Origin of the sequence: Scandinavium sp. NPDC088450 (genome assembly GCF_044900545.1) — a bacterium.
Lineage (GTDB): Bacteria > Pseudomonadota > Gammaproteobacteria > Enterobacterales > Enterobacteriaceae > Scandinavium.
Map to the genome: position 1 here is coordinate 459,346 of NZ_JBJDNI010000001.1, position 20,028 is coordinate 479,373.

A 20,028-nucleotide genomic window follows, 5' to 3' on the forward strand; every position below is an offset into this window, starting at 1 on the left:
TTGATTGCCAGGCGGCGCTGCGCTTGCCAGGCCTACAGGATCGATACCCTCCGTAGGCCGGCGTCAGGCGCCACCCGGCATTAGCAGGCTACAAGGATCAGTGGATACCCATGCGCCAGGCGTAGTCGATCTCTTCTTTCAGTTCCAGCGAGGAGAGCGCCATCAGATCGGCAAATTCCAGCTCTAACTGTTTAACGCGTTTCAGGTATTGCGCGGGTGTTAAAGCGGTCGCATCGCGGCGGAGAAATTCGACGGCAAGCTGCGCAGGGGTTAACTCGGTATCCATAGCATCCTCATTTACGTTGATAACCCAATAAGTATAGCAGCCAACTCTGTTTGTTTTTTGACCAAAAACAACACTGACGTAAATATGAGCATTATCGCCGTAACGGTTTGCCTGCGGTCTCTTTTGCTTTCAGCACGGTCAGGAAGGTGATCAGCGCCGCCCCCATCACGTAGTAAGCCGGTGAAAATTTGTCGCCCGTCGCGCCAATTAGCCATACCGAGAACCACGGCGTGATGCCGCCAAAGAAAGCGACGGCAAAATTATAAGCGATGGACAATCCGCCGTAGCGCACACTGGTGGGGAACAGTTCAGCCATCGCTGCGCTACAGGCGCCATCGAACGCGGCAATAAAGGAGCCCAATAACAACATGGCCAGCACGGCGGAAAGAAAATTACCCTGTGCCATGACCATCATCGCCGGGTAGCTGAAAAGAATAAAACCTGCACAACCAGCTAACATCAGCGGTTTACGGCCAAAACGATCGGACAGATAGCCCATAAATGGCACCAATACGGCGATACCAAACAGCCCTGCCGTGGTTATCGCGTAAGAATCTAGCTTCGAAAAATGCAGTTCGGTGGAAAGATAACCGGGCATGAAAGTTTGCAGCGTCCAGTGCCCCACGGCCTTCAGGACAACAAATCCTACGCAAAACAATAATGCCGGCCACGCTTTGGTGACGGCTGCACGCAAAGGCGCACTTTCCGTTTTGCCGCTTTGCGCTGCCGCTTTGTATTCCGGCGAATCTTCAAGATGCTGGCGAAGATACAATCCCACCCAACCCAGTGGCCCGGCAATGAGAAACGGAATGCGCCAGCCCCAGTCATTCATCGCCGTTTCACCAAGTGAAGCCGTTAGCAGAAAGACCAGCCCTGATCCGGCGACAAACGCCATAAAGCCGAAGTTATCTATCCAGCAGGTAAAATAGCCGCGCTTGTCATTGGGGGCATATTCCGCCAGATAAGTGGTCGCCCCGGAGCTTTCACCGCCCGCAGCAAAACCCTGAACCAGACGAGTTATCACCAGCAACACGGTCGCCGTGACGCCAATTTGCGAATACGTTGGCAGTAACCCCATCACGAACGTAGCGCCAGAGGTCAGCAGGATGACGGTTGCCAGGACTTTTTGCCGTCCAACCCGATCCCCGAGCGATCCAAAGTACAACCCGCCCAGAGGGCGCATGATAAAACCCGCGCCAAAGACAGCGAATGAAGAAAGCAGCGCCACACCCGGGCTGTCGGCATGAAAGAACTGCAAACCGATAATCGCCGCCAGAGTGCCGTACAGGCCGAAGTCAAACCACTCAACGAAATGCCCTACGCCAGTTGCCAGCAAAACTTTGCGTAACTTCCGCGCCACAGGGATGTCAGCCGGAGCCGACACGCTCTCCAGCGTTTGTGCCTTATTCATCGTCGCCCTCTCCTGTGTTTCTATTATAGATATAGTATTAATCACGCTGAGGACATTACGCCCACTTTTCATACGGCAAAATGTGAACTCGATCCGTGCCGACACTGAATTACTCCCGCTCGATCACAGTTTAGCCTTCGTCAGTCGCAGGAATACGACGTTCATCTATTGAGTAAACAAATAATGCGAAATTATTTATTAACAATTGCGCAATGCAATTTAACAGATCTATCATGCTGCCAATTAACCAAATGGTTCACACCATCTTTCATTGCGTGCTTTTATAGCGACTACAAGCTTAAAAAAACGCATTCCATTGGCCTTTCTCAGAAAAAATGATTCATCTGGTTCATTTTGAACAAAGGCCTCGTTAAGGAGACAGACATGGTAACGGGCAGTACGCCACAAGGATTCCCAGGAGTCCTCAAGTGGCTTTTAGTGATATTGATGGCGCTCATCGGGCTGGCTGTCGGCGGGCTGGGCGTGAAACTCGCCAGCGTGGGTGGCAGTTGGTACTTCGCCATTATGGGTCTTGTGATGCTGATTAGCGCCTGGCTCATCAGCAGAAACCGTCGTGGCGGGATCTTGCTGTATGCCATCGCCTTTGTGGCGTCCATCATCTGGGCCATCAGCGATGCAGGATGGGATTTCTGGCCGCTGTTTTCTCGCTTGTTCACTTTCGGCGTGCTGGCTTTCCTTTCGGCCCTCGTCTGGCCTTTCCTTTCGGCACAACCTAAGCGTAAAGCCCCTGCTTTTAGCCTGGCTGCGGTGATTGCCGTGGTGTTGCTGGTTAGCGCTGGCGGCATGTTCCACACCCAAACGCTGGTCAGCGCCGACGAACCCGTGCCGGTGAAACCCGTCGCTCCGGGCGAAGCGCAGAAAAACTGGGAGCATTGGGGGAACACCACCCATGGCGATCGTTTTGCGGCACTGGATCAGATCAATAAGCAGAATGTGAGTCAGCTTCAGGTCGCATGGACCGCGCACACCGGCGATATTCCGCAGAGCAATGGCTCAGGTGCGGAAGATCAGAACACCCCGCTCCAGGTCGGCGATACGCTCTTCGTCTGCACGCCTTACAGCAAAGTGCTGGCGCTGGATGTCGACTCCGGCAAAGAAAAATGGCGCTATGATTCGAAAGCCACTGCGCCAAACTGGCAGCGTTGCCGTGGGCTCGGGTATTTCGAAGATAACCAGACAGCCGTAGCACCTGCCTCTTCGGCACAACCTGCGATGTGCGCTCGCCGCCTGTTCCTGCCCACCACTGACGCACGCCTGATTGCGATTGATGCTGACAACGGTAAACCGTGTGCAGATTTCGGCAACAACGGCGTGGTCGATCTCAGCATCGGCATGGGTGATATCAAACCGGGTTACTACCAACAAACATCGACCCCGCTGGTCGCGGGTAACGTCGTGGTGGTTGGCGGGCGCGTGGCAGATAACTTCTCCACCGGCGAGCCTCCTGGCGTCGTCCGTGCTTACGATGTGCATACCGGGAAACTGGCATGGGCCTGGGACCCGGGTAATCCGGCACTGACGGGCGAGCCACCAGCGGGCTCAACCTACACCCGTGGGACGCCAAACGTCTGGTCCGCGATGTCTTACGACGCGAAGCTGAATTTGATTTATCTGCCAACTGGCAACGCCACGCCAGATTTCTTCGCTGGTGAACGTACTGCGCTGGATGATAAATACAGCTCTTCGATTGTGGCCGTAGACGCCACCAGCGGCCAGGTTCGCTGGCATTTCCAGACCACTCACCACGATTTGTGGGATTTCGATCTGCCTTCTCAGCCGCTGCTGTACGACTTGCCTGACGGTAAAGGCGGCACCACGCCAGTGCTGGTGCAGACCTCCAAACAGGGCATGATTTTCATGCTCAACCGCGAAACGGGTAAACCAGTCGCGAAAGTTGAAGAGCGTCCTGTTCCGGCCGGGAACATCAAGGGCGAGCGTTACTCCCCGACTCAGCCTTATTCCGTTGGAATGCCGATGATTGGCAACCAGACGCTGAAAGAGTCTGATATGTGGGGCGCAACGCCGATTGACCTGCTGCTGTGCCGCATCCAGTTTAAAGAGATGCGCCATCAGGGGATTTTCACTCCGCCAGGTCTCGACCGTTCCCTGCAATTCCCGGGATCGTTGGGTGGCATGAACTGGGGCAGCGTATCGGTAGACCCGAATAACAGCCTGATGTTCGTCAACGATATGCGTCTGGGACTGGCGAACTATATGGTTCCGCGTGAAAACGTCGCCAAAAACGCCAGCGGAATTGAGATGGGTATCGTGCCGATGGACGGTACGCCATTTGGTGCGATGCGCGAACGCTTCCTGTCACCGCTGGGCATTCCTTGCCAGAAACCGCCGTTTGGAACGATGTCCGCCGTTGATCTGAAATCAGGGAAGCTGGTGTGGCAGGTTCCGGTAGGCACGGTAGAAGACACTGGCCCATTGGGTATCCGCATGCATATGCCAATCCCAATCGGGATGCCAACGCTGGGTGCGTCGCTCTCCACGCAGTCTGGCTTGCTGTTCTTTGCAGGCACTCAGGATTTCTATCTGCGCGCGTTCGATACCGCGAACGGCAAAGAAATCTGGAAATCTCGCCTGCCAGTGGGAAGTCAGTCCGGCCCGATGACCTATGTGTCACCGAAAACCGGTAAGCAATACATCATCATCAACGCAGGCGGCGCACGACAGTCGCCAGACCGGGGCGATTACATCATCGCTTATGCGTTGCCTGATAAGCAGTAAAAACAAAGGGACCTTTCGGTCCCTTTTTCATCCTTACGCGTTCCGATCAGAACGTTTCCCAGTTATCCCCTGAAGCCAGCGCTGGACGCTGAGGCACAAACACTTTACCCGTATGCGGTTCCGGTTGATGAATCACGCTGTTGTTATTCAGCACACGAAACGCCCCAACCGCTTCTGTCAGGCGGGCCGCCTGCTCTTCCAGCGAACCGGCTGCGGCTGAAGCCTCTTCCACCAGCGAGGCGTTCTGTTGGGTGACGTTGTCCATTTCTGTGATCGCCTGGCTCACCTGCAAAATACCACGGCTCTGTTCGTCGGAGGCCGCCGCAATTTCCAGCATGATGTCGGTGACGCGTTTTACAGCATCGACAATTTCACTCATGGTGCTGCCCGCCGCGACCACTTCGCCAGAGCCGCGTTCAATCAGCGTGACGGATTCACTGATCAGCCCTTCAATCTCTTTCGCTGCCTGAGCACTACGGCTTGCCAGGGTGCGAACTTCACTGGCGACCACCGCAAAGCCACGGCCTTGTTCACCTGCACGCGCTGCTTCGACTGCGGCGTTCAGCGCCAGAATGTTGGTCTGGAAGGCGATGCTGTTAATCACCGCTGTAATCTCAGAGATTTTCTTCGAGCTGGCGGAGATATTGCCCATGGTAGACACCACGCCAGAGACAATCTGCCCTCCGCGCGTCGCTTTGCCGGAGGCATCTTCTGCCAGTTTGCTGGCATGATGCGCGTTATCGGCGTTCTGTTTCACCGTCGCGGTAAGCTGTTCCATGCTGGCGGCCGTTTCTTCGATGGCGGCTGCTTGCTGTTCGGTGCGTGAAGAAAGATCAGTGTTACCTGCTGAAATTTCGCTGGTGCCACGGTAAATTTCTTCGGTGCCCTGACGCACAGTACCGACAGTTTCCGCCAGTGCGTGCTGCATTTTTTGCAGATCGAAGCTCAGCTTGCCAATTTCACTGCGCCCGGTAGGTTCGTCGGCCAGAGTTAAATCGCCATCGGCAATTTGTTCGATGCGATGCAAGGCGCGTTTCAGCGGATTAATTACCGTGCGGCGCAGGGCGACGAAGGTTAACAGCGTTAAGACCAGCGCAAAGGCAAATGCGCCAACCATAAAGACTAACCCCATTTGCGTGCGGCTGTGGGCGGTTTCGGTCAGATGACGAGCGCGATCGCTACGGATCTGAATAACCTTGGTCAGCACATCGTTATAAGCTGAATCCAGCTGACGCGCATGTTCGTTTTCATGGTTAATGATGGCCTCAAACATGCCGTTTTTGGCGTATTTCAGCATCGGCTGCAAACCGGTGACGTAATCGGTAAAGCGCTTATTGATTTCGCCATCCAGTGCTTCATCGGCAGGCGTTTTCACGTCGCGATTCACGTACTGCTTAAAGCCTTCCTGAGACTCTTTAATCCGTTGTTCGGCTTCGGCGATATTGCGCTTCATGTCATCCATTTCGGCAATACGGCTGGCGGCCCCGGCGTGGATCATGTTGATACGCGCGGTACGAAGATGATTCGAACTGTTGGCAAGGCCCATACGGACTTCCAGTTCTTTGGTGACGTCGCGCTGATCCCTGTCCGCCTGAAGCAGGAAGTAGCCCGCAAGACCTGAACTTAACGCGAACAGCAGCAGGATACCGCCAAGAATGGAGGTGAACAGCGGAACCAGACGAATGTGATGTAAGAAACTGACAGTTTGCGGCTTAAGCCCTGCGGCTGATTTTTCCATGGCTCTCGACTCTCTTATTGTAAGAGGCGTACTCACACGCCCGTAAGATTGTCATCGGCCTGATTGGGAGATTGCTTACCGGTAAAAGCGCTACACCGGTCACACTTTGGACAATTCGCATTAAAGCCAGCGGGATAACCCGCTGGCCTGGTGCTTAGTTATCGCCGAAATGGATAACGGTGCGGATAGATTTGCCTTCGTGCATCAAGTCAAAAGCTTCGTTGATCTTGTCCAGCGGCAGACGGTGAGTGATAAACGGATCGAGGTTAATTTTACCCGCCATCGCGTCTTCCACCATGCCCGGTAGCTGGGTGCGCCCTTTCACGCCGCCAAATGCAGAACCGCGCCACACGCGCCCTGTCACCAACTGGAACGGACGGGTTTTGATTTCCTGACCCGCGCCCGCGACGCCGATAATCACGCTTTCACCCCAGCCTTTATGGCAGCATTCCAGCGCCGCGCGCATCACGTTCACGTTGCCGATGCACTCAAAGCTGAAGTCCACGCCGCCATCGGTCAGTTCAACAATCACGTCCTGAACCGGTTTGTCGTAATCTTTCGGGTTGATGAAATCGGTCGCACCCATTTCACCCGCCAGTTTGAATTTTTCCGGGTTGGTGTCGATGGCCAGAATACGGCCAGCTTTCGCCTGAACCGCGCCCTGAATTACCGCCAGACCGATTCCGCCAAGGCCAAATACCGCGACGGTATCGCCTTCTTTCACTTTTGCGGTGTTGTGGACCGCACCGATACCGGTCGTCACGCCGCAGCCCAGCAGACAAACTTTATCCAGCGGAGCCTGTGGGTTGACTTTGGCGAGCGAAATCTCTGCCACTACGGTGTATTCGCTGAAAGTGCTGGTGCCCATGTAGTGATAAATTGGCTCACCGTTGTAGGAGAAACGTGTGGTGCCATCTGGCATCAAACCCTTACCCTGAGTGGCGCGAACCGCCTGGCACAGGTTGGTTTTACCGGATTTGCAGAACTTACATTCGCGGCATTCTGCGGTGTACAGCGGAATAACATGATCGCCTGGCTTCAGACTTGTGACACCGTCACCGACTTCCACCACCACGCCTCCCCCTTCATGGCCTAACACCGCCGGGAATACGCCTTCCGGATCATCGCCCGACAGCGTGAAAGCATCGGTATGACATACGCCGGTGTGGGTGATTTTCACCAGCACTTCGCCCTTTTTCGGCGGTGCGACGTCGATTTCAACAATTTTCAGCGGCTGGCCTGGGCCAAACGCAACTGCAGCACGTGATTTCATCTTCCGTCTCTTCCCTTGTTGTCAGTTATTTTAAATACGATCGTAGCAGATGGCCGACTTCCGCCATGCGCACAGCTCGCTGTTCCGCAGTGGTTTCGCCCGCCACCAGCTCGTCTTTCAGGTGCATTTCCACCATTTCGCCCATCAGGCCGTTGGTGGCTCCACGAATAGCGGCTATCTGTTGCAGAATAGTGAGACACGGATCGCCAGATTCCAGCGCCCGTTCGAGCGCTTCAACCTGCCCGCGAATGCGACGAACCCGCGTCAAAGCACGCTTTTTGTCTTCAGGTGAATGCGGCATGGGACCCTCCATATACTATAGGGGGGTATGGTAACTTTTTTAGCATCTCTCTGTATACATTAATTTTTATAGGGTTATCAGCCAGTTGATGCGTTCCAGTAAGAGCTATTACCGGACACAAACAGACTTTCTACTGCCCCTTTTTTGCCCTCATTCGGTTAGTTGCCCCCAATCCAGCCCCCAATTTTGCAAAAAAAAAGAGCATCAACGAGATGCTCTTGGTTAGATATGGCAATAAGTTAAATTGGCAATCGCACAAAGTCCTCAGTCTTCACCGTCTTTTTGCCGTCCGGTGCGATATCACCATAGCCGCCCAAAAGGCAGGCTCAATTTCATAATAGCGTGGCATTCGGCCCTCCAATGAGGACTGGTTAGATATACAGAATTTATTGCAATCATTTACGCCACGAATGCAAAGCAATCTCGTATCGCATTGATGTATATGAATTTTTCTGGATTGTTGTTTCTAACAATTTTATAGTGTCTGTGCTTTTTTTACTCACATCATAGACTTGAAGGATCAAACGAAATGGCTATTCCTGGAAACATGTGGTTGTACGACGATGGCGGCGCTCTTATCAAAGGTGGGTGTGATGTCCAGAACCGAGAGTTCAGCATCGAGTTCAAGGGCTTTCACCACAACTTATCGACTCCTACCGACAATCTCACCGGCAAGCCAACAGGCAAGCGCATTCACTCGCCTCTGATGATCGTGAAAGAGTTCGATTATTCCAGCCCATATCTATACAAAGCGGTTGCTACGGGACAAGCACTGGAAAAAGCCGAGCTGAAATTCTACAAAATTAATGATGCGGGACAGGAAGTTGAATATTTCAACATTCTGCTGGAGGGCGTGAGAATTGTTTCCGTATCGCCTGCGATGGCATCCCCTGAAGATCAGAATAACAACCATCTGGAGACTGTGGAGTTCCGTTATGAGAGGATCACGTGGAAGCATAACGACGGAAATATTATTTTCTCTGACGCATGGAATGAGCGCCCCACTGCTTAACGATGGAGTGTTAGGAAATGGACACTACTGAAGAACTTAATGGATCGTATTTCTACAGAGGACTACCGAACCTTACACCAGGTGAATTACTCGAAATAATTTTCCTTGAAGAGTTCTGTAAGGAGTTGGGCATTGATGCCGTGACAGGTGCGGTAATTCTCTCTGGTCAGCCGTGGCTAAAGACCAGAACGAAACCAGGCGGCGCTATTGAAGGAACAAGTGTTATCTCCAAATATGCGCGGATAGTTCTCAAGGGTGCAAAGGTTCCTTTTGGGATTCGAGTTCAAACACCTGTTGGTGTACGCATGAAGAAGACAACCAGCCTTGCAGCCGTCATAGCGCGTTACGTTCCCTGGTTAGGTTGGGCTGGTCTGGTGACAACCCTTTACAGGGTATCGACCCGCACACAAGATAAGTACAATTTGATCGCCCGACCAAAAGACCGCATACAGTGGACTTCATTCTGATGACTTCAATAAGCGCTCAGGTTCTGGAAATGTTCAACGATGAAGTGTCACATGACATTGACCAGAACGGGAACGTGATTCCCTTAGAACTTGATTCGAGTCTGTATGAACTTGCAGGTGATGACCTTCACGCAGTTTTAGACCGCTACGAGAAGGATTTCAACGTTGATCTGTCAAGCGTGGATTGGTCTTGTTACTACCCCTGGCAAAACCTCCCATTCTTCACCAGACACTTCAAGGTGAAGCGGGAAGAGATAGAAGCGACACGCTTACCGCTAACTGTACGGATGTTTGCTGAATCCGCAGCGGCAGGTCGTTGGTTATACGACTGAGTAAATACGTTCTCAGAAATAAGTAAAAATGGCCAGGAGTTCGGGCCTTTCATGGCTATCACTGCGGAGTCTTTTTTTCTCTGCAATCAGCATCTTGATCAAAGAGTATCCGAATCGGGACTGCACACTGGATGAGGGGAGCGCTACACTGCTTTACTTTTCCAGACGAAATGGATGCTCGTCCCCCTATTATGACTTCTCTTTATTATCTCATCCTTGCCGTCTCCCTGAATGCGGGCGGGAACCAGGCCGCCGTAATTGGCGCCTACAGCAGCGAACGGGAGTGTCTTCATGCCTCATCGACACGCACCAGCAAAACTTATTGCGTAAAGGAGAGTGAGGCGAAAGCCTTCATCGAAAAGATAGCAGCGGAAATAACCGAATGACTGGGCAGAAAATCGCGTGGGGGTATCAGGATGCTGACCAGGCGGCCAGCATCCTTTCAGGTTAAGACTGCAACGAAGCGAGCCGGGCAGCAAACCCTACGAAGACTAAACCAATCAAACTGTTTCCGAGTTTAACCAGCTTCTTACGGCTGCCGACAAAGCGTGTCACCAGCGACCCTGACACAATCAGGAAACTCAGATAGACAAAGCTGACTATTTCCAGCGTGACCGCGAGGATCAGGAATGCCAGGCCTGGCGTAGTGGCGTGAACGTCGATGAATTGCACGAAAAACGAAACATAAAACAAAATCGCTTTCGGATTCGTCAGGCTCAGCGTTAGCGCGCGCTTGAAGATGGTGCTGCGCTGATCGGCGGAATGTTCGTGCTGACCGCCCTGCTGTTTAATGACCGACCACAGCATTTTGATGCCGAGATACAGCAGATAAAACGCGCCAAGGTAGCGCACGATATTAAACAACACCGGCGTGGTTTTAATCAGCGTCGCGACGCCCGCATAGGAGAGAAACATCAGCACGGCATCGCCAATAAACACCGCCAGCGCCGCCAGATAGCCGGTCCGGATGCCATACGCCGCACTTGTTTTAAGCACAAAGAATGTGTTTGGCCCTGGCACCAGAATGATAAAAATCGCCCCGACCAGATAGGTCCAGTAATTCAGTACACCAAAATCTGAAAACACCCTGCTCTCCCTTTTGCTGCAGCCTGCTTCGAAATGTGACCGCCATCATAACAAAAAAGCCGCCTTCCTTTTACCGGAAGACGGCTTTAAGCGTTAAAAATTGACGGATTACAGTGCTTTCAGGATCGCATCCACACTGGCTTTAGCATCGCCAAACAGCATGTGGGTGTTGTCCTTGAAGAACAGCGGGTTCTGGACGCCAGCGTAACCGGTGTTCATGGAGCGCTTGAAGACGATAACGTTCTGCGCCTTCCACACTTCCAGCACTGGCATACCGGCAATCGGGCTCTTCGGATCGTCGAGCGCCGCCGGGTTCACGGTGTCGTTCGCGCCAATCACCAGCACGGTATCGGTGTCGGTGAAATCATCGTTGATTTCATCCATTTCCAGCACGATGTCGTAAGGCACTTTGGCTTCCGCCAACAGCACGTTCATGTGCCCTGGCAGACGGCCCGCAACCGGGTGAATGCCGAAGCGCACTTTGATGCCACGTGCACGCAGCTTCTCGGTGATTTCCGCCACGGGATACTGCGCCTGCGCCACTGCCATGCCGTAGCCCGGGGTGATGATCACCGACTGCGAGTTTTTCAGCATATCCGCGGTGTCTTCCGCACTGATTTCGCGGTGCTCGCCGACTTCTTCATCTGCGCCGGTAGACGAGCCATCTGTACCAAAACCACCCGCAATAACGCTGAAGAACGAACGGTTCATCGCCTTACACATGATGTACGACAGAATGGCACCAGAAGAACCCACCAGCGCACCGGTGACGATCAACAGGTCGTTGCTCAGCATGAAGCCTGCCGCTGCGGCTGCCCAACCGGAATAGGAGTTCAGCATCGAGACCACGACTGGCATATCTGCCCCGCCGATCGAAGCCACCAGATGCCAGCCAAATGCCAGGGCAATCACGGTCATGATCAACAGCGCCATCACCTGCAGGCCCGTGCTTTCAGTCCGAACAAACACCACCATCAGCAGGAAGGAAACCACCAGCGCCGCGAGGTTCATCTTGTGACGGTTTGGCAGCATCAGCGGCTTAGAAGAGATCTTACCGCGCAGTTTGCCAAACGCCACGATAGACCCGGTGAAGGTTACCGCACCAATGAAGATGCCGAGGAACACTTCGGTCAGGTGAATATTGACCAGAATCGGCTCCAGACCCGGTTCGTGATACAGGTAGCTGTTAAAGCCCACCAGCACCGCCGCCAGACCGACGAAGCTGTGCAGCACCGCCACCAGCTCTGGCATTTCGGTCATTTCGACACGTTTCGCCAGACGAATACCAATCGCGCCGCCGATGATCATCGCCACCAGGATCCACGCGACGTTGCCGGTTTCCGGCCCGAAAATGGTCGCAATCAGCGCGATGGCCATCCCGGCGATGCCGAAATAGTTCCCTTGCTGTGAGGTTTCATGCTTTGAAAGCCCCGCCAGACTGAAAATAAACAGGATCGCGGCAACAATGTATGCAGCTGTAACTAATCCTCCAGACATGTGTTACCCCTTACCCTTTGCGGAACATTTTCAGCATGCGCTGAGTCACGGTGAAACCACCGAAAATATTAATGCTGGCAATTAACACGGCGATGAAGCTCAGGAAGCTCACCCATCCGCCGTGCCCAATTTGCAGCAAAGCACCGACCACGATGATCCCGGAAATGGCGTTGGTGACCGACATCAACGGCGTATGCAGCGCATGTGACACGTTCCACACTACGTAATAGCCCACCACGCAAGACAGCGCGAAGACAGTGAAGTGACCGAGGAATTCTTTCGGTGCCACGTCAGCCAGCCAACCGAACAGAATAATCGCCAGCGCCATCAGCGCATATTTACGCCATGGAGAAGCCGGTTTTGCTGGTTCGACAGGTTCAGCCTCAACTTTTGCCGCGGCTTTCGGCTGGGCGGAAACCTGAATCGGTGGCGCAGGCCAGGTGATTTCACCTTCACGAACAACGGTCACACCACGGATAACCACATCGTCAAAGTCGATAGTGATGTTGCCATCCTTCTCTTTGCACAGCAGTTTCAGCAGGTTTACCAGGTTGGTGCCGTAGAGCTGAGAAGACTGTGTCGGCAGACGACCGGCGAGATCGGTATAACCAATCACTTTCACCCCGTTAGGCGTGGTAAAGACTTCGCCCGGCACGGTGTATTCGCAGTTACCGCCGTTTTGCGCAGCCAGGTCAACAACCACACTGCCCGGGGTCATGGAATCGACCATTTCGCGGGTAATCAGCTTCGGTGCAGGTTTCCCTGGGATCAGCGCCGTGGTGACGATGATATCGACTTCTTTAGCCTGGGCGGCAAAAAGGGCCATTTCGGCTTTGATGAACGCTTCAGACATCACTTTGGCATAGCCATCGCCGCTGCCTGCTTCCTCTTCGAAATCTAATTCGAGGAATTCCGCGCCCATGCTCTGGACTTGTTCTTTGACTTCCGGACGGGTGTCGAAGGCACGAACGATGGCCCCCAGACTGTTGGCTGCGCCAATGGCAGCCAGGCCGGCCACACCGGCACCGATAACCATCACTTTGGCTGGCGGTACTTTACCTGCCGCAGTGATTTGCCCGGTGAAGAAGCGGCCGAATTCGTGTGCGGCTTCCACAATCGCGCGGTAACCGGCGATGTTTGCCATGGAGCTCAGGGCATCCAGTGACTGCGCACGGGAAATGCGTGGCACGGAATCCATCGCCATCACATTAATTTGACGCTCGGCCAGTTTCGCCATCAGCTCAGGGTTCTGGGCTGGCCAGATAAAGCTAATCAGCGTGGTGCCCGGGTTCAGCAGCGCTATTTCTGCTTCAGTCGGCGCATTCACCTTCAGAATAATCTCGGACTGCCAGATTTCTGCCGCGCTGACCACCTCGGCACCCGCGTCGGTAAAGGCGCGATCTTCGAAGCTCGCAAGTTTGCCTGCCCCGCTTTCAATGGCGACCGTGAAACCGAGTTTCAGCAATTGCTCCACCGTTTTCGGTGTGGCTGCCACTCGGGTTTCAAGGGCCAGCGTCTCTTTAGGTACTGCAATACGCATAGTTTTCCCTTCCATCGGAGAGTAATGATGGTTTGTTATAAGGTCGGGTTCCGTCCCTGGCCGCGTGCTGTGGCTGAGAGGCGAGCGCCCGGAAAAATAAAACGGTAACAAACTTTCTATAACCTACTGAAAATAACCGCCGTGATCCACAGCCAGAAAAAGTAATTTTGATTTTATTAGGGAAAACTGACTTGTGCCGCGCTCAGGTAGCAATATTTACCTGATTTTCACCTGCAGGCCTGATAAATCGCTTAAGCGAAGCGGCAAAACGTGATTATTCTCGGCAGTGTTTCAGGATTTTAACATTACATTAACTTATAAAAGTCATATTGATTATCGCTTTTGCTGGTCAACGGCCTGTTTCTGCAACATATCATGAAAAGTTATCGCGCCTTGTTAAAGCAGTCGCACAAGATGAACAAAATCCCGCAGACAGTCACGTTGTTTAAATGCAATAATCATCGGCGTTTTAGTCACTAACAACGACCAGTACCTGGTTTGCGCAAGGCGAAGGATTATTTTTATGAAGCTTAAGAACACCCTCCTGGCGTCCGCTCTTCTGTCTGCAACGGCATTTAGCGCCTTTGCCGCCACCGAGTTAACGCCGGAGCAAGCGGCAGCCCTCAAGCCGTACGATCGTGTGGTTATCACCGGTCGTTTTAATGCTATTGGTGATGCCGTTCAGGCCGTTTCCCGTAAAGCGGATAAAGAAGGCGCTGCGTCCTTCTATGTTGTCGATACCTCTGATTTTTCTGGCAGTGGTAACTGGCGTGTGACCGCTGATTTCTATAAAGAAGATGCTCAGAAAGCCGATGCGCCAAAAAATCGTATCATTGACGGCGTGATGGAACTGCCGAAAGACCAGGCCGCTCAGCTTGAACCTTTCGATACCGTGACCGTTCAGGGCTTCTACCGCAGCCAGCCTGACGTCAACTCCGCCATCGCCAAAGCCGCAAAACAGAAAGACGCTGCGTCCTTCTTTATCGTGCGCCAGGTTGATGCGAACGGTGGCGGTAACCAGCGTATCACCGCTTACGTCTATAAAGCCGATGCGAAAAAACGTGTGGTTCAGAGCGCAGACGCCATTCCTGCCAACTCTCAGGCAGGTAAAGCCGCTCTGGCTGCCGGTGGCGCAACTGCCGCCGCCGTTGAAATCCCGGGCGTAGCGTCATCAGCTACTGTCGGGTCCTCAGAAGGTGTGGGTCGTTTCTTTGAAACTCAGTCAACCAAAGGTGGACGTTACGCTGTCACTTTACCGGATGGCACCAAAATTGAAGAACTGAACAAAGTTGCGGCGGCACAGATGGTGCCGTTTGACAGCGTTCAGTTCACCGGTAACTACGGCAACATGACTGAAATCTCCTATCAGGTTGCGAAGCGTGCCGCGAAGAAAGGCGCGAAGTTCTACCACATTACCCGCCAGTGGCAGGAACGTGGTGGCAACATGACCATCAGCGCCGACCTGTACAAATAAGGTCCGTCTGATAAGTGAAAGGCAGCTTCGGCTGCCTTTTTTGTTGTTTTCTGACAGCAATCGTTGCATGCCAGCAGCACACTCCGTAAAATCCCGCGACTTAGCGCATTTCTCCCTATTTATGCGTTTTAACCAAATAAATATTCTGGCTTTCACCCTTCTTCCAACAGGATGCCAATGGAAAAGAAACTCGGCCTTAGTGCCCTGACGGCCCTGGTTCTCAGCTCAATGCTGGGCGCGGGCGTTTTCAGTTTGCCGCAGAACATGGCCGAAGTGGCCAGCCCTTCTGCACTGCTCATTGGCTGGGCCATTACGGGTGTAGGCATTTTATTCCTCGCGTTTGCGATGCTGTTGCTGACACGCATTCGCCCGGACCTGGACGGCGGCATCTTCACTTACGCGCGTGAAGGGTTCGGTGAACTGATCGGTTTCTGCTCCGCCTGGGGTTACTGGCTGTGCGCGGTGATTGCCAACGTGTCTTACCTCGTTATTGTTTTCTCGGCGCTGAGCTTCTTTACCGATACGCCAGAGTTGCGCCTGTTCGGCGATGGCAATACCTGGCAGGCGATGGTCGGAGCCTCATTTCTACTGTGGTTCGTCCACTTTTTAGTGCTACGCGGTGTGCAAACCGCCGCCAGCATTAACCTGGTCGCCACGCTGGCGAAGCTTGTTCCTCTGGGCCTGTTTATTGTGCTGGCGGCAAAGGCGTTCAGCAGCGACACGTTTAGCCTGGATTTCAGCGGCCTCGCACTCGGCGTGCCGGTGTGGGAACAGGTCAAAAACACCATGCTCATTACACTGTGGGTGTTTATCGGCGTTGAAGGTGCGGTGGTGGTTTCTGCGCGTGCGCGTAATAAGAAAGATGTTGGGCGCGCAACCTTGCTGGCGGTGCTTTCTGCGCTTAGCGTGTATCTGCTGGTGACATTGCTGTCGCTCGGCGTGGTGCCACGTCCTGAGCTTGCTGAAATGCGTAACCCTTCGATGGCCGGCCTGATGGTGCGCATGATGGGTTCCTGGGGAGAGGTGATTATTGCTGCCGGGCTGATTGTTTCTGTCTGTGGCGCTTACCTGAGCTGGACGATTATGGCGGCAGAAGTGCCGTATCTGGCGGCGACGCATAAAGCGTTTCCGCGAGTGTTTGGCCGCCAGAATAAAAACAATGCGCCGTCCTCTTCGCTGTGGCTCACAAATATCAGCGTTCAGGTATGCTTGATTCTTATTTGGTTTACCGGTTCAGACTATAATACGCTGCTGACCATCGCTTCAGAGATGATCCTGGTGCCTTACTTCCTGGTGGGCGCGTTCCTGCTGAAGATGGCGACTCGTCCCCTGCATAAAGCCGTGGGTGTCGGGGCCTGCATTTATGGCTTATGGTTATTGTACGCTTCAGGGCCAATGCATCTGCTGCTGTCCGTGGTGCTGTATGCGCCGGGCCTGCTGGTGTTTATTTATGCACGACGTACTCATGAGCTGAATGCCACGCTCAAGCGCCGTGAAATGGCACTGATTGGCTTTTTACTGGTTGCCGCTGTGCCGGCAACGTGGATGTTAGTGGGGTGACAACGGTCCCCCATCGCGATGCTAAGGAGAGAACGATGGGAGAACGTAAAACCCGCCCAGTCCTGATTACCGGTGGAGGCCGCCGTATCGGCCTCGCCCTTGCCCATCATTTTGTCAATCAGCAGCAGCCCGTCATCGTGAGCTATCGCACGCGCTATGACGCCATCGGCGTACTCGAAAAAGCAGGTGCGCTGTGCCTTCCTGCTGATTTTTCTACCGACGAAGGGATTCTGGCTTTTGCTGAACAAGTGAAATCTCAGACCGACGGCCTGCGCGCGCTTATCCACAATGCCAGCGCCTGGGTGCCTGAAAAGCCGGGCCTGCCATTATCCGATGTGATGCACCAGATGATGCAAATTCACGTCAACGCACCTTATCTGCTGAACCACGCGCTGGAACCGCTCCTGCGCGGTCACGGCCATGCGGCAAGCGACATTATCCATTTCACCGATTACGTGGTCGAAAAAGGCAGTGATAAGCACATCGCCTATGCCGCCAGCAAAGCCGCACTCGATAATATGACCCGCTCGTTTGCCCGCAAACTGGCACCGGAAGTCAAAGTTAACGCCATTGCGCCTGCGCTTATCCTGTTCAATGAGCATGATGACGCAGACTATCGCCAGCAGGCACTGAACAAATCATTGATGAAAATCGAGCCCGGCGAGAAAGAGATTATTGACCTGGTCGAGTATCTGCTGAGCAGTTGCTATGTGACCGGGCGCTCTTTCGGCGTGGATGGCGGCCGTCCGCTGCGCTAGTGGAAACGGCTCCAGACGCCGATCAACACCCAGGCGCTTAAACTCCAGCACGCTACCGCGCCTGCCAGTGCCCACGGCAGGCGCATAAAACCGGTGAAATACCACAGCGACAGCAGATAAAGAAAATAAGGGATGATGGACCACATGCCGAAAACGATGGTGGTGCGCAGCGCTTCGGTGCCGCGCTCGCTGGCAACAATGTAGTGTGCGATCAACGCGAAAGTTGGAAACAGCGGAATGAGCCCGGCAATGTAGTAATTTTTTGTTTTCGCCAGCACGCCAATCAGCAACACCACCAGCGCGCCCAATACGGCTTTAATCAGTAATGCCATTATCCAGCCTGAAATTCATTTCGTGAATGTGTGCAGGATAACGGAAGTTACATTGTTTATGAAAGATTAATGGCACCCTGCATTTTGTCGGTGTATTTTACCTTTTTTCGTTGTGCATAGCGGATATGAATAAGATCGTTTTTGTGGAAGATGATCCGGAAGTCGGGTCGTTGATCGCCGCCTACCTCGGCAAGCATGATATTGACGTTATCGTTGAACCGCGCGGCGACCGTGCCGAAGAAGTTGTTCTGCGCGAACAGCCAGACCTGGTGCTGCTGGATATTATGCTCCCCGGAAAAGACGGGATGACCATTTGCCGTGATTTACGTGCTCAATGGCAAGGCCCGATCGTGCTGCTCACCTCGCTCGACAGCGACATGAACCATATTTTGTCGCTGGAAATGGGCGCCAGTGACTATATTCTCAAAACCACCCCACCGGCTGTTTTACTGGCGCGTTTACGCCTGCATTTACGTCAGCGCGTCGCCATGCCAGTCAGTGAAAAACCAGCCTCGGGTTTGACTCCCCACAAAGCCATTCGCTTTGGCACGCTGGCTATCGATCCGGTGAACCGCCAGGTGCTTCTGAGCGGTGAAAACGTCACACTTTCCACTGCTGATTTTGATTTGCTGTGGGAACTGGCCACCCACGCCGGACAAATTATGGACCGCGATGCGCTGCTCAAAAACCTGCGCGGCGTGACCTATGACGGGATGGATCGCAGCGTCGACGTAGCGATTTCCCGCTTGCGTAAAAAGCTGCTCGACAGCGCGACGGAACCTTATCGAATCAAAACCGTGCGCAATAAGGGCTACCTGTTTGCCCCACACGCATGGGATAACTGAGTTGCACCACTTCCGGGGCCAGAAATGAAAAAGTTGTTTGTGCAGTTCTATTTGCTGCTGTTTGTCTGCTTTCTGGTGATGACCATGCTGGTCGGTCTGGTGTACAAATTCACCGCCGAGCGCGCAGGCCGACAATCCCTCGACGACTTGATGAAAAGTTCGCTGTACCTGATGCGCAGCGAACTGCGTGAGATCCCGCCCAAGGACTGGAGCAAGACCCTTAAAGAGCTCGATCTCAATCTCTCTTTCGATTTACGCATTGAACCACTGAGTAAATTTAATCTGGCTGAAAGCTCGATGGCGCATTTACGCAAAGGCGATATTGTCGCGCTCGACGATCAATACACGTTCATCCAGCGCATTCCTCGCAGCCATTATGTGTTGGCTGTGGGCCCAGTGCCCTATCTCTATTATCTGCATGAAATGCGCTTGCTCGACATGGCGCTGTTGGCCTTTATCGCCGTGTCACTGGCCTTCCCGGTGTTTATCTGGATGAGACCGCACTGGCAGGACATGCTCAGGCTGGAAACTGCCGCACAACGGTTCGGTGAAGGTCACCTGGCCGAACGTATTCATTTTGACAGCATGTCGAGCTTCGAACGGCTTGGCGTGGTATTCAACCAAATGGCAGACAACATCAACACGCTGATTGCCAGTAAGAAACAGCTCACCGACGGCATCGCGCATGAACTTCGCACGCCGCTGGTTCGCCTGCGTTATCGGCTGGAAATGAGCGAGAACCTGACAGAAGCGGAATCTCAGGCGCTGAATCGGGATATCGGTCAACTGGAAGGCCTGATTGATGAGCTGCTGACCTATGCGCGCCTCGACCGCCCGCAAAACGAACTGATCCTTACCACACCCGATTTCCCCGAGTGGATTACTCATCACGTGGATGATATTCAGGCCGTCAATCCTCAGCGCGACGTCACGCTGGTACAACTGACTCACGGTCACTATGGCGCACTGGATATGCGCCTGATGGAACGTGTGCTGGATAATCTCGTCAATAACGCCATGCGCTATAGCCAGCAGCAGATTCAGGTCAGCCTGACTCAACAAGCCGGACGTGCGACGTTAACCGTTGATGATGATGGTCCAGGGATTTCTGCTGAAGAACGTGAGCGCGTGTTCGAGCCGTTTGTACGTCTCGATCCGAGCCGGGATCGCGCTACCGGTGGATGTGGTTTGGGTCTGGCTATCGTGCATTCCGTTGCTCAGGCGATGTCGGGGGACGTTATCTGCGACGCCAGTCCTCTCGGTGGTGCACGCTTTAGCTTCAGCTGGCCGGTGAATCATCAACTTAGCGCCACATCCCCTGCCTGACCGAACATTGCACAATGCCTGACCCTGGTATAC

General features: G+C 53.5%; 18 protein-coding genes. 9 read left to right on the plus strand and 9 right to left on the minus strand.

All coding sequences use genetic code 11. The features are described from left to right. Window positions 1-97 precede the first annotated feature (97 nt). Window positions 98-286: a YdiH family protein gene (locus ACI2I2_RS02125; protein ID WP_404656386.1), complete on the minus strand. Its 189-nt coding sequence runs from the start codon at window positions 284-286 to the stop codon at window positions 98-100. 91 nt (window positions 287-377) lie between these two features. Beyond that, the gene (locus ACI2I2_RS02130; protein WP_404656387.1) at window positions 378-1,697 is read right to left on the minus strand and encodes an MFS transporter; all 1,320 of its coding nucleotides are present in this window, start codon (window positions 1,695-1,697) and stop codon (window positions 378-380) included. A 384-nt stretch (window positions 1,698-2,081) separates the two neighbouring features. Here ACI2I2_RS02130 and ACI2I2_RS02135 point away from each other — a divergent pair, with 384 nt between their 5' ends. Beyond that, window positions 2,082-4,454, plus strand: a complete 2,373-nt coding sequence (locus tag ACI2I2_RS02135) for a glucose/quinate/shikimate family membrane-bound PQQ-dependent dehydrogenase (protein WP_404656388.1) — start codon at window positions 2,082-2,084, stop codon at window positions 4,452-4,454. Window positions 4,455-4,500: 46 nt separating this feature from the next. On the opposite strand, the gene ACI2I2_RS02140 is transcribed toward ACI2I2_RS02135, so the two are convergent. From ACI2I2_RS02140 to ACI2I2_RS02150, 3 genes are all read right to left on the minus strand, one after another. After that, window positions 4,501-6,192, minus strand: coding sequence for a methyl-accepting chemotaxis protein (locus tag ACI2I2_RS02140; RefSeq protein ID WP_404656389.1), 1,692 nt, complete (start codon window positions 6,190-6,192; stop codon window positions 4,501-4,503). Between the two features lie 154 nt (window positions 6,193-6,346). Continuing rightward, a complete protein-coding gene (locus tag ACI2I2_RS02145) occupies window positions 6,347-7,465 on the minus strand; it encodes an S-(hydroxymethyl)glutathione dehydrogenase/class III alcohol dehydrogenase (protein WP_330982564.1) in 1,119 nt (372 codons plus the stop codon). A gap of 25 nt (window positions 7,466-7,490) precedes the next feature. Next, a complete protein-coding gene (locus ACI2I2_RS02150) occupies window positions 7,491-7,766 on the minus strand; it encodes a metal/formaldehyde-sensitive transcriptional repressor (protein ID WP_404656390.1) in 276 nt (91 codons plus the stop codon). 529 nt (window positions 7,767-8,295) lie between these two features. Between ACI2I2_RS02150 and ACI2I2_RS02155 the strand changes: the two genes are divergently transcribed. Genes ACI2I2_RS02155 through ACI2I2_RS02165 form a run of 3 tightly spaced genes read left to right on the plus strand, consistent with a single transcriptional unit; the run spans window position 8,296 to window position 9,577 of the window. Further along, window positions 8,296-8,778, plus strand: a complete 483-nt coding sequence (locus ACI2I2_RS02155; RefSeq protein ID WP_404656391.1) for an Hcp family type VI secretion system effector — start codon at window positions 8,296-8,298, stop codon at window positions 8,776-8,778. 17 nt (window positions 8,779-8,795) lie between these two features. Next, window positions 8,796-9,245 carry an STM2901 family protein gene (locus tag ACI2I2_RS02160; RefSeq protein ID WP_404656392.1) on the plus strand — a complete coding sequence of 150 codons (450 nt, stop codon included), beginning with the start codon at window positions 8,796-8,798 and terminating at the stop codon, window positions 9,243-9,245. Next, window positions 9,245-9,577: a DUF1493 family protein gene (locus tag ACI2I2_RS02165; RefSeq protein ID WP_404656393.1), complete on the plus strand. Its 333-nt coding sequence runs from the start codon at window positions 9,245-9,247 to the stop codon at window positions 9,575-9,577. Before ACI2I2_RS02160 ends, ACI2I2_RS02165 begins: the two co-directional genes overlap by 1 nt. 447 nt (window positions 9,578-10,024) lie before the next feature. Here ACI2I2_RS02165 and leuE read toward each other — a convergent pair whose 3' ends face one another. The 3 genes from leuE to pntA form a co-directional block, all read right to left on the minus strand. Then, window positions 10,025-10,663, minus strand: coding sequence for a leucine efflux protein LeuE (leuE, locus tag ACI2I2_RS02170; protein ID WP_404656394.1), 639 nt, complete (start codon window positions 10,661-10,663; stop codon window positions 10,025-10,027). A gap of 108 nt (window positions 10,664-10,771) precedes the next feature. Next, the gene (pntB, locus tag ACI2I2_RS02175; protein WP_404656395.1) at window positions 10,772-12,160 is read right to left on the minus strand and encodes a Re/Si-specific NAD(P)(+) transhydrogenase subunit beta; all 1,389 of its coding nucleotides are present in this window, start codon (window positions 12,158-12,160) and stop codon (window positions 10,772-10,774) included. 10 nt (window positions 12,161-12,170) lie between these two features. After that, entirely contained in the window at window positions 12,171-13,700 is a 1,530-nt protein-coding gene (pntA, locus tag ACI2I2_RS02180) for a Re/Si-specific NAD(P)(+) transhydrogenase subunit alpha (protein ID WP_404656396.1), read from the minus strand. A 523-nt stretch (window positions 13,701-14,223) separates the two neighbouring features. Here pntA and ydgH point away from each other — a divergent pair. The 3 genes from ydgH to folM all read left to right on the plus strand — a co-directional run bounded on the left by ydgH (window position 14,224) and on the right by folM (window position 17,492). After that, complete coding sequence (gene ydgH / locus ACI2I2_RS02185) at window positions 14,224-15,174, plus strand: DUF1471 family protein YdgH (RefSeq protein WP_404656397.1); 951 nt, start codon at window positions 14,224-14,226, stop codon at window positions 15,172-15,174. Between the two features lie 177 nt (window positions 15,175-15,351). After that, window positions 15,352-16,734 (plus strand): amino acid permease, encoded by a 1,383-nt coding sequence (locus ACI2I2_RS02190; RefSeq protein ID WP_404656398.1) that lies wholly within the window; start codon window positions 15,352-15,354, stop codon window positions 16,732-16,734. Between the two features lie 35 nt (window positions 16,735-16,769). Next, window positions 16,770-17,492, plus strand: coding sequence for a dihydromonapterin reductase (gene folM / locus ACI2I2_RS02195; protein WP_404656399.1), 723 nt, complete (start codon window positions 16,770-16,772; stop codon window positions 17,490-17,492). Here folM and ACI2I2_RS02200 read toward each other — a convergent pair. Next, window positions 17,489-17,824, minus strand: coding sequence for a GlpM family protein (locus tag ACI2I2_RS02200; RefSeq protein ID WP_404656400.1), 336 nt, complete (start codon window positions 17,822-17,824; stop codon window positions 17,489-17,491). The genes folM and ACI2I2_RS02200 overlap by 4 nt on opposite strands. 125 nt (window positions 17,825-17,949) lie before the next feature. Here ACI2I2_RS02200 and rstA point away from each other — a divergent pair, with 125 nt between their 5' ends. After that, on the plus strand, window positions 17,950-18,669 hold the full coding sequence (gene rstA / locus ACI2I2_RS02205) for a two-component system response regulator RstA (protein WP_330982572.1): 720 nt from the start codon (window positions 17,950-17,952) through the stop codon (window positions 18,667-18,669). A gap of 24 nt (window positions 18,670-18,693) precedes the next feature. Continuing rightward, window positions 18,694-19,995, plus strand: a complete 1,302-nt coding sequence (gene rstB, locus ACI2I2_RS02210) for a two-component system sensor histidine kinase RstB (protein WP_404656401.1) — start codon at window positions 18,694-18,696, stop codon at window positions 19,993-19,995. Window positions 19,996-20,028: the final 33 nt, after the last annotated feature.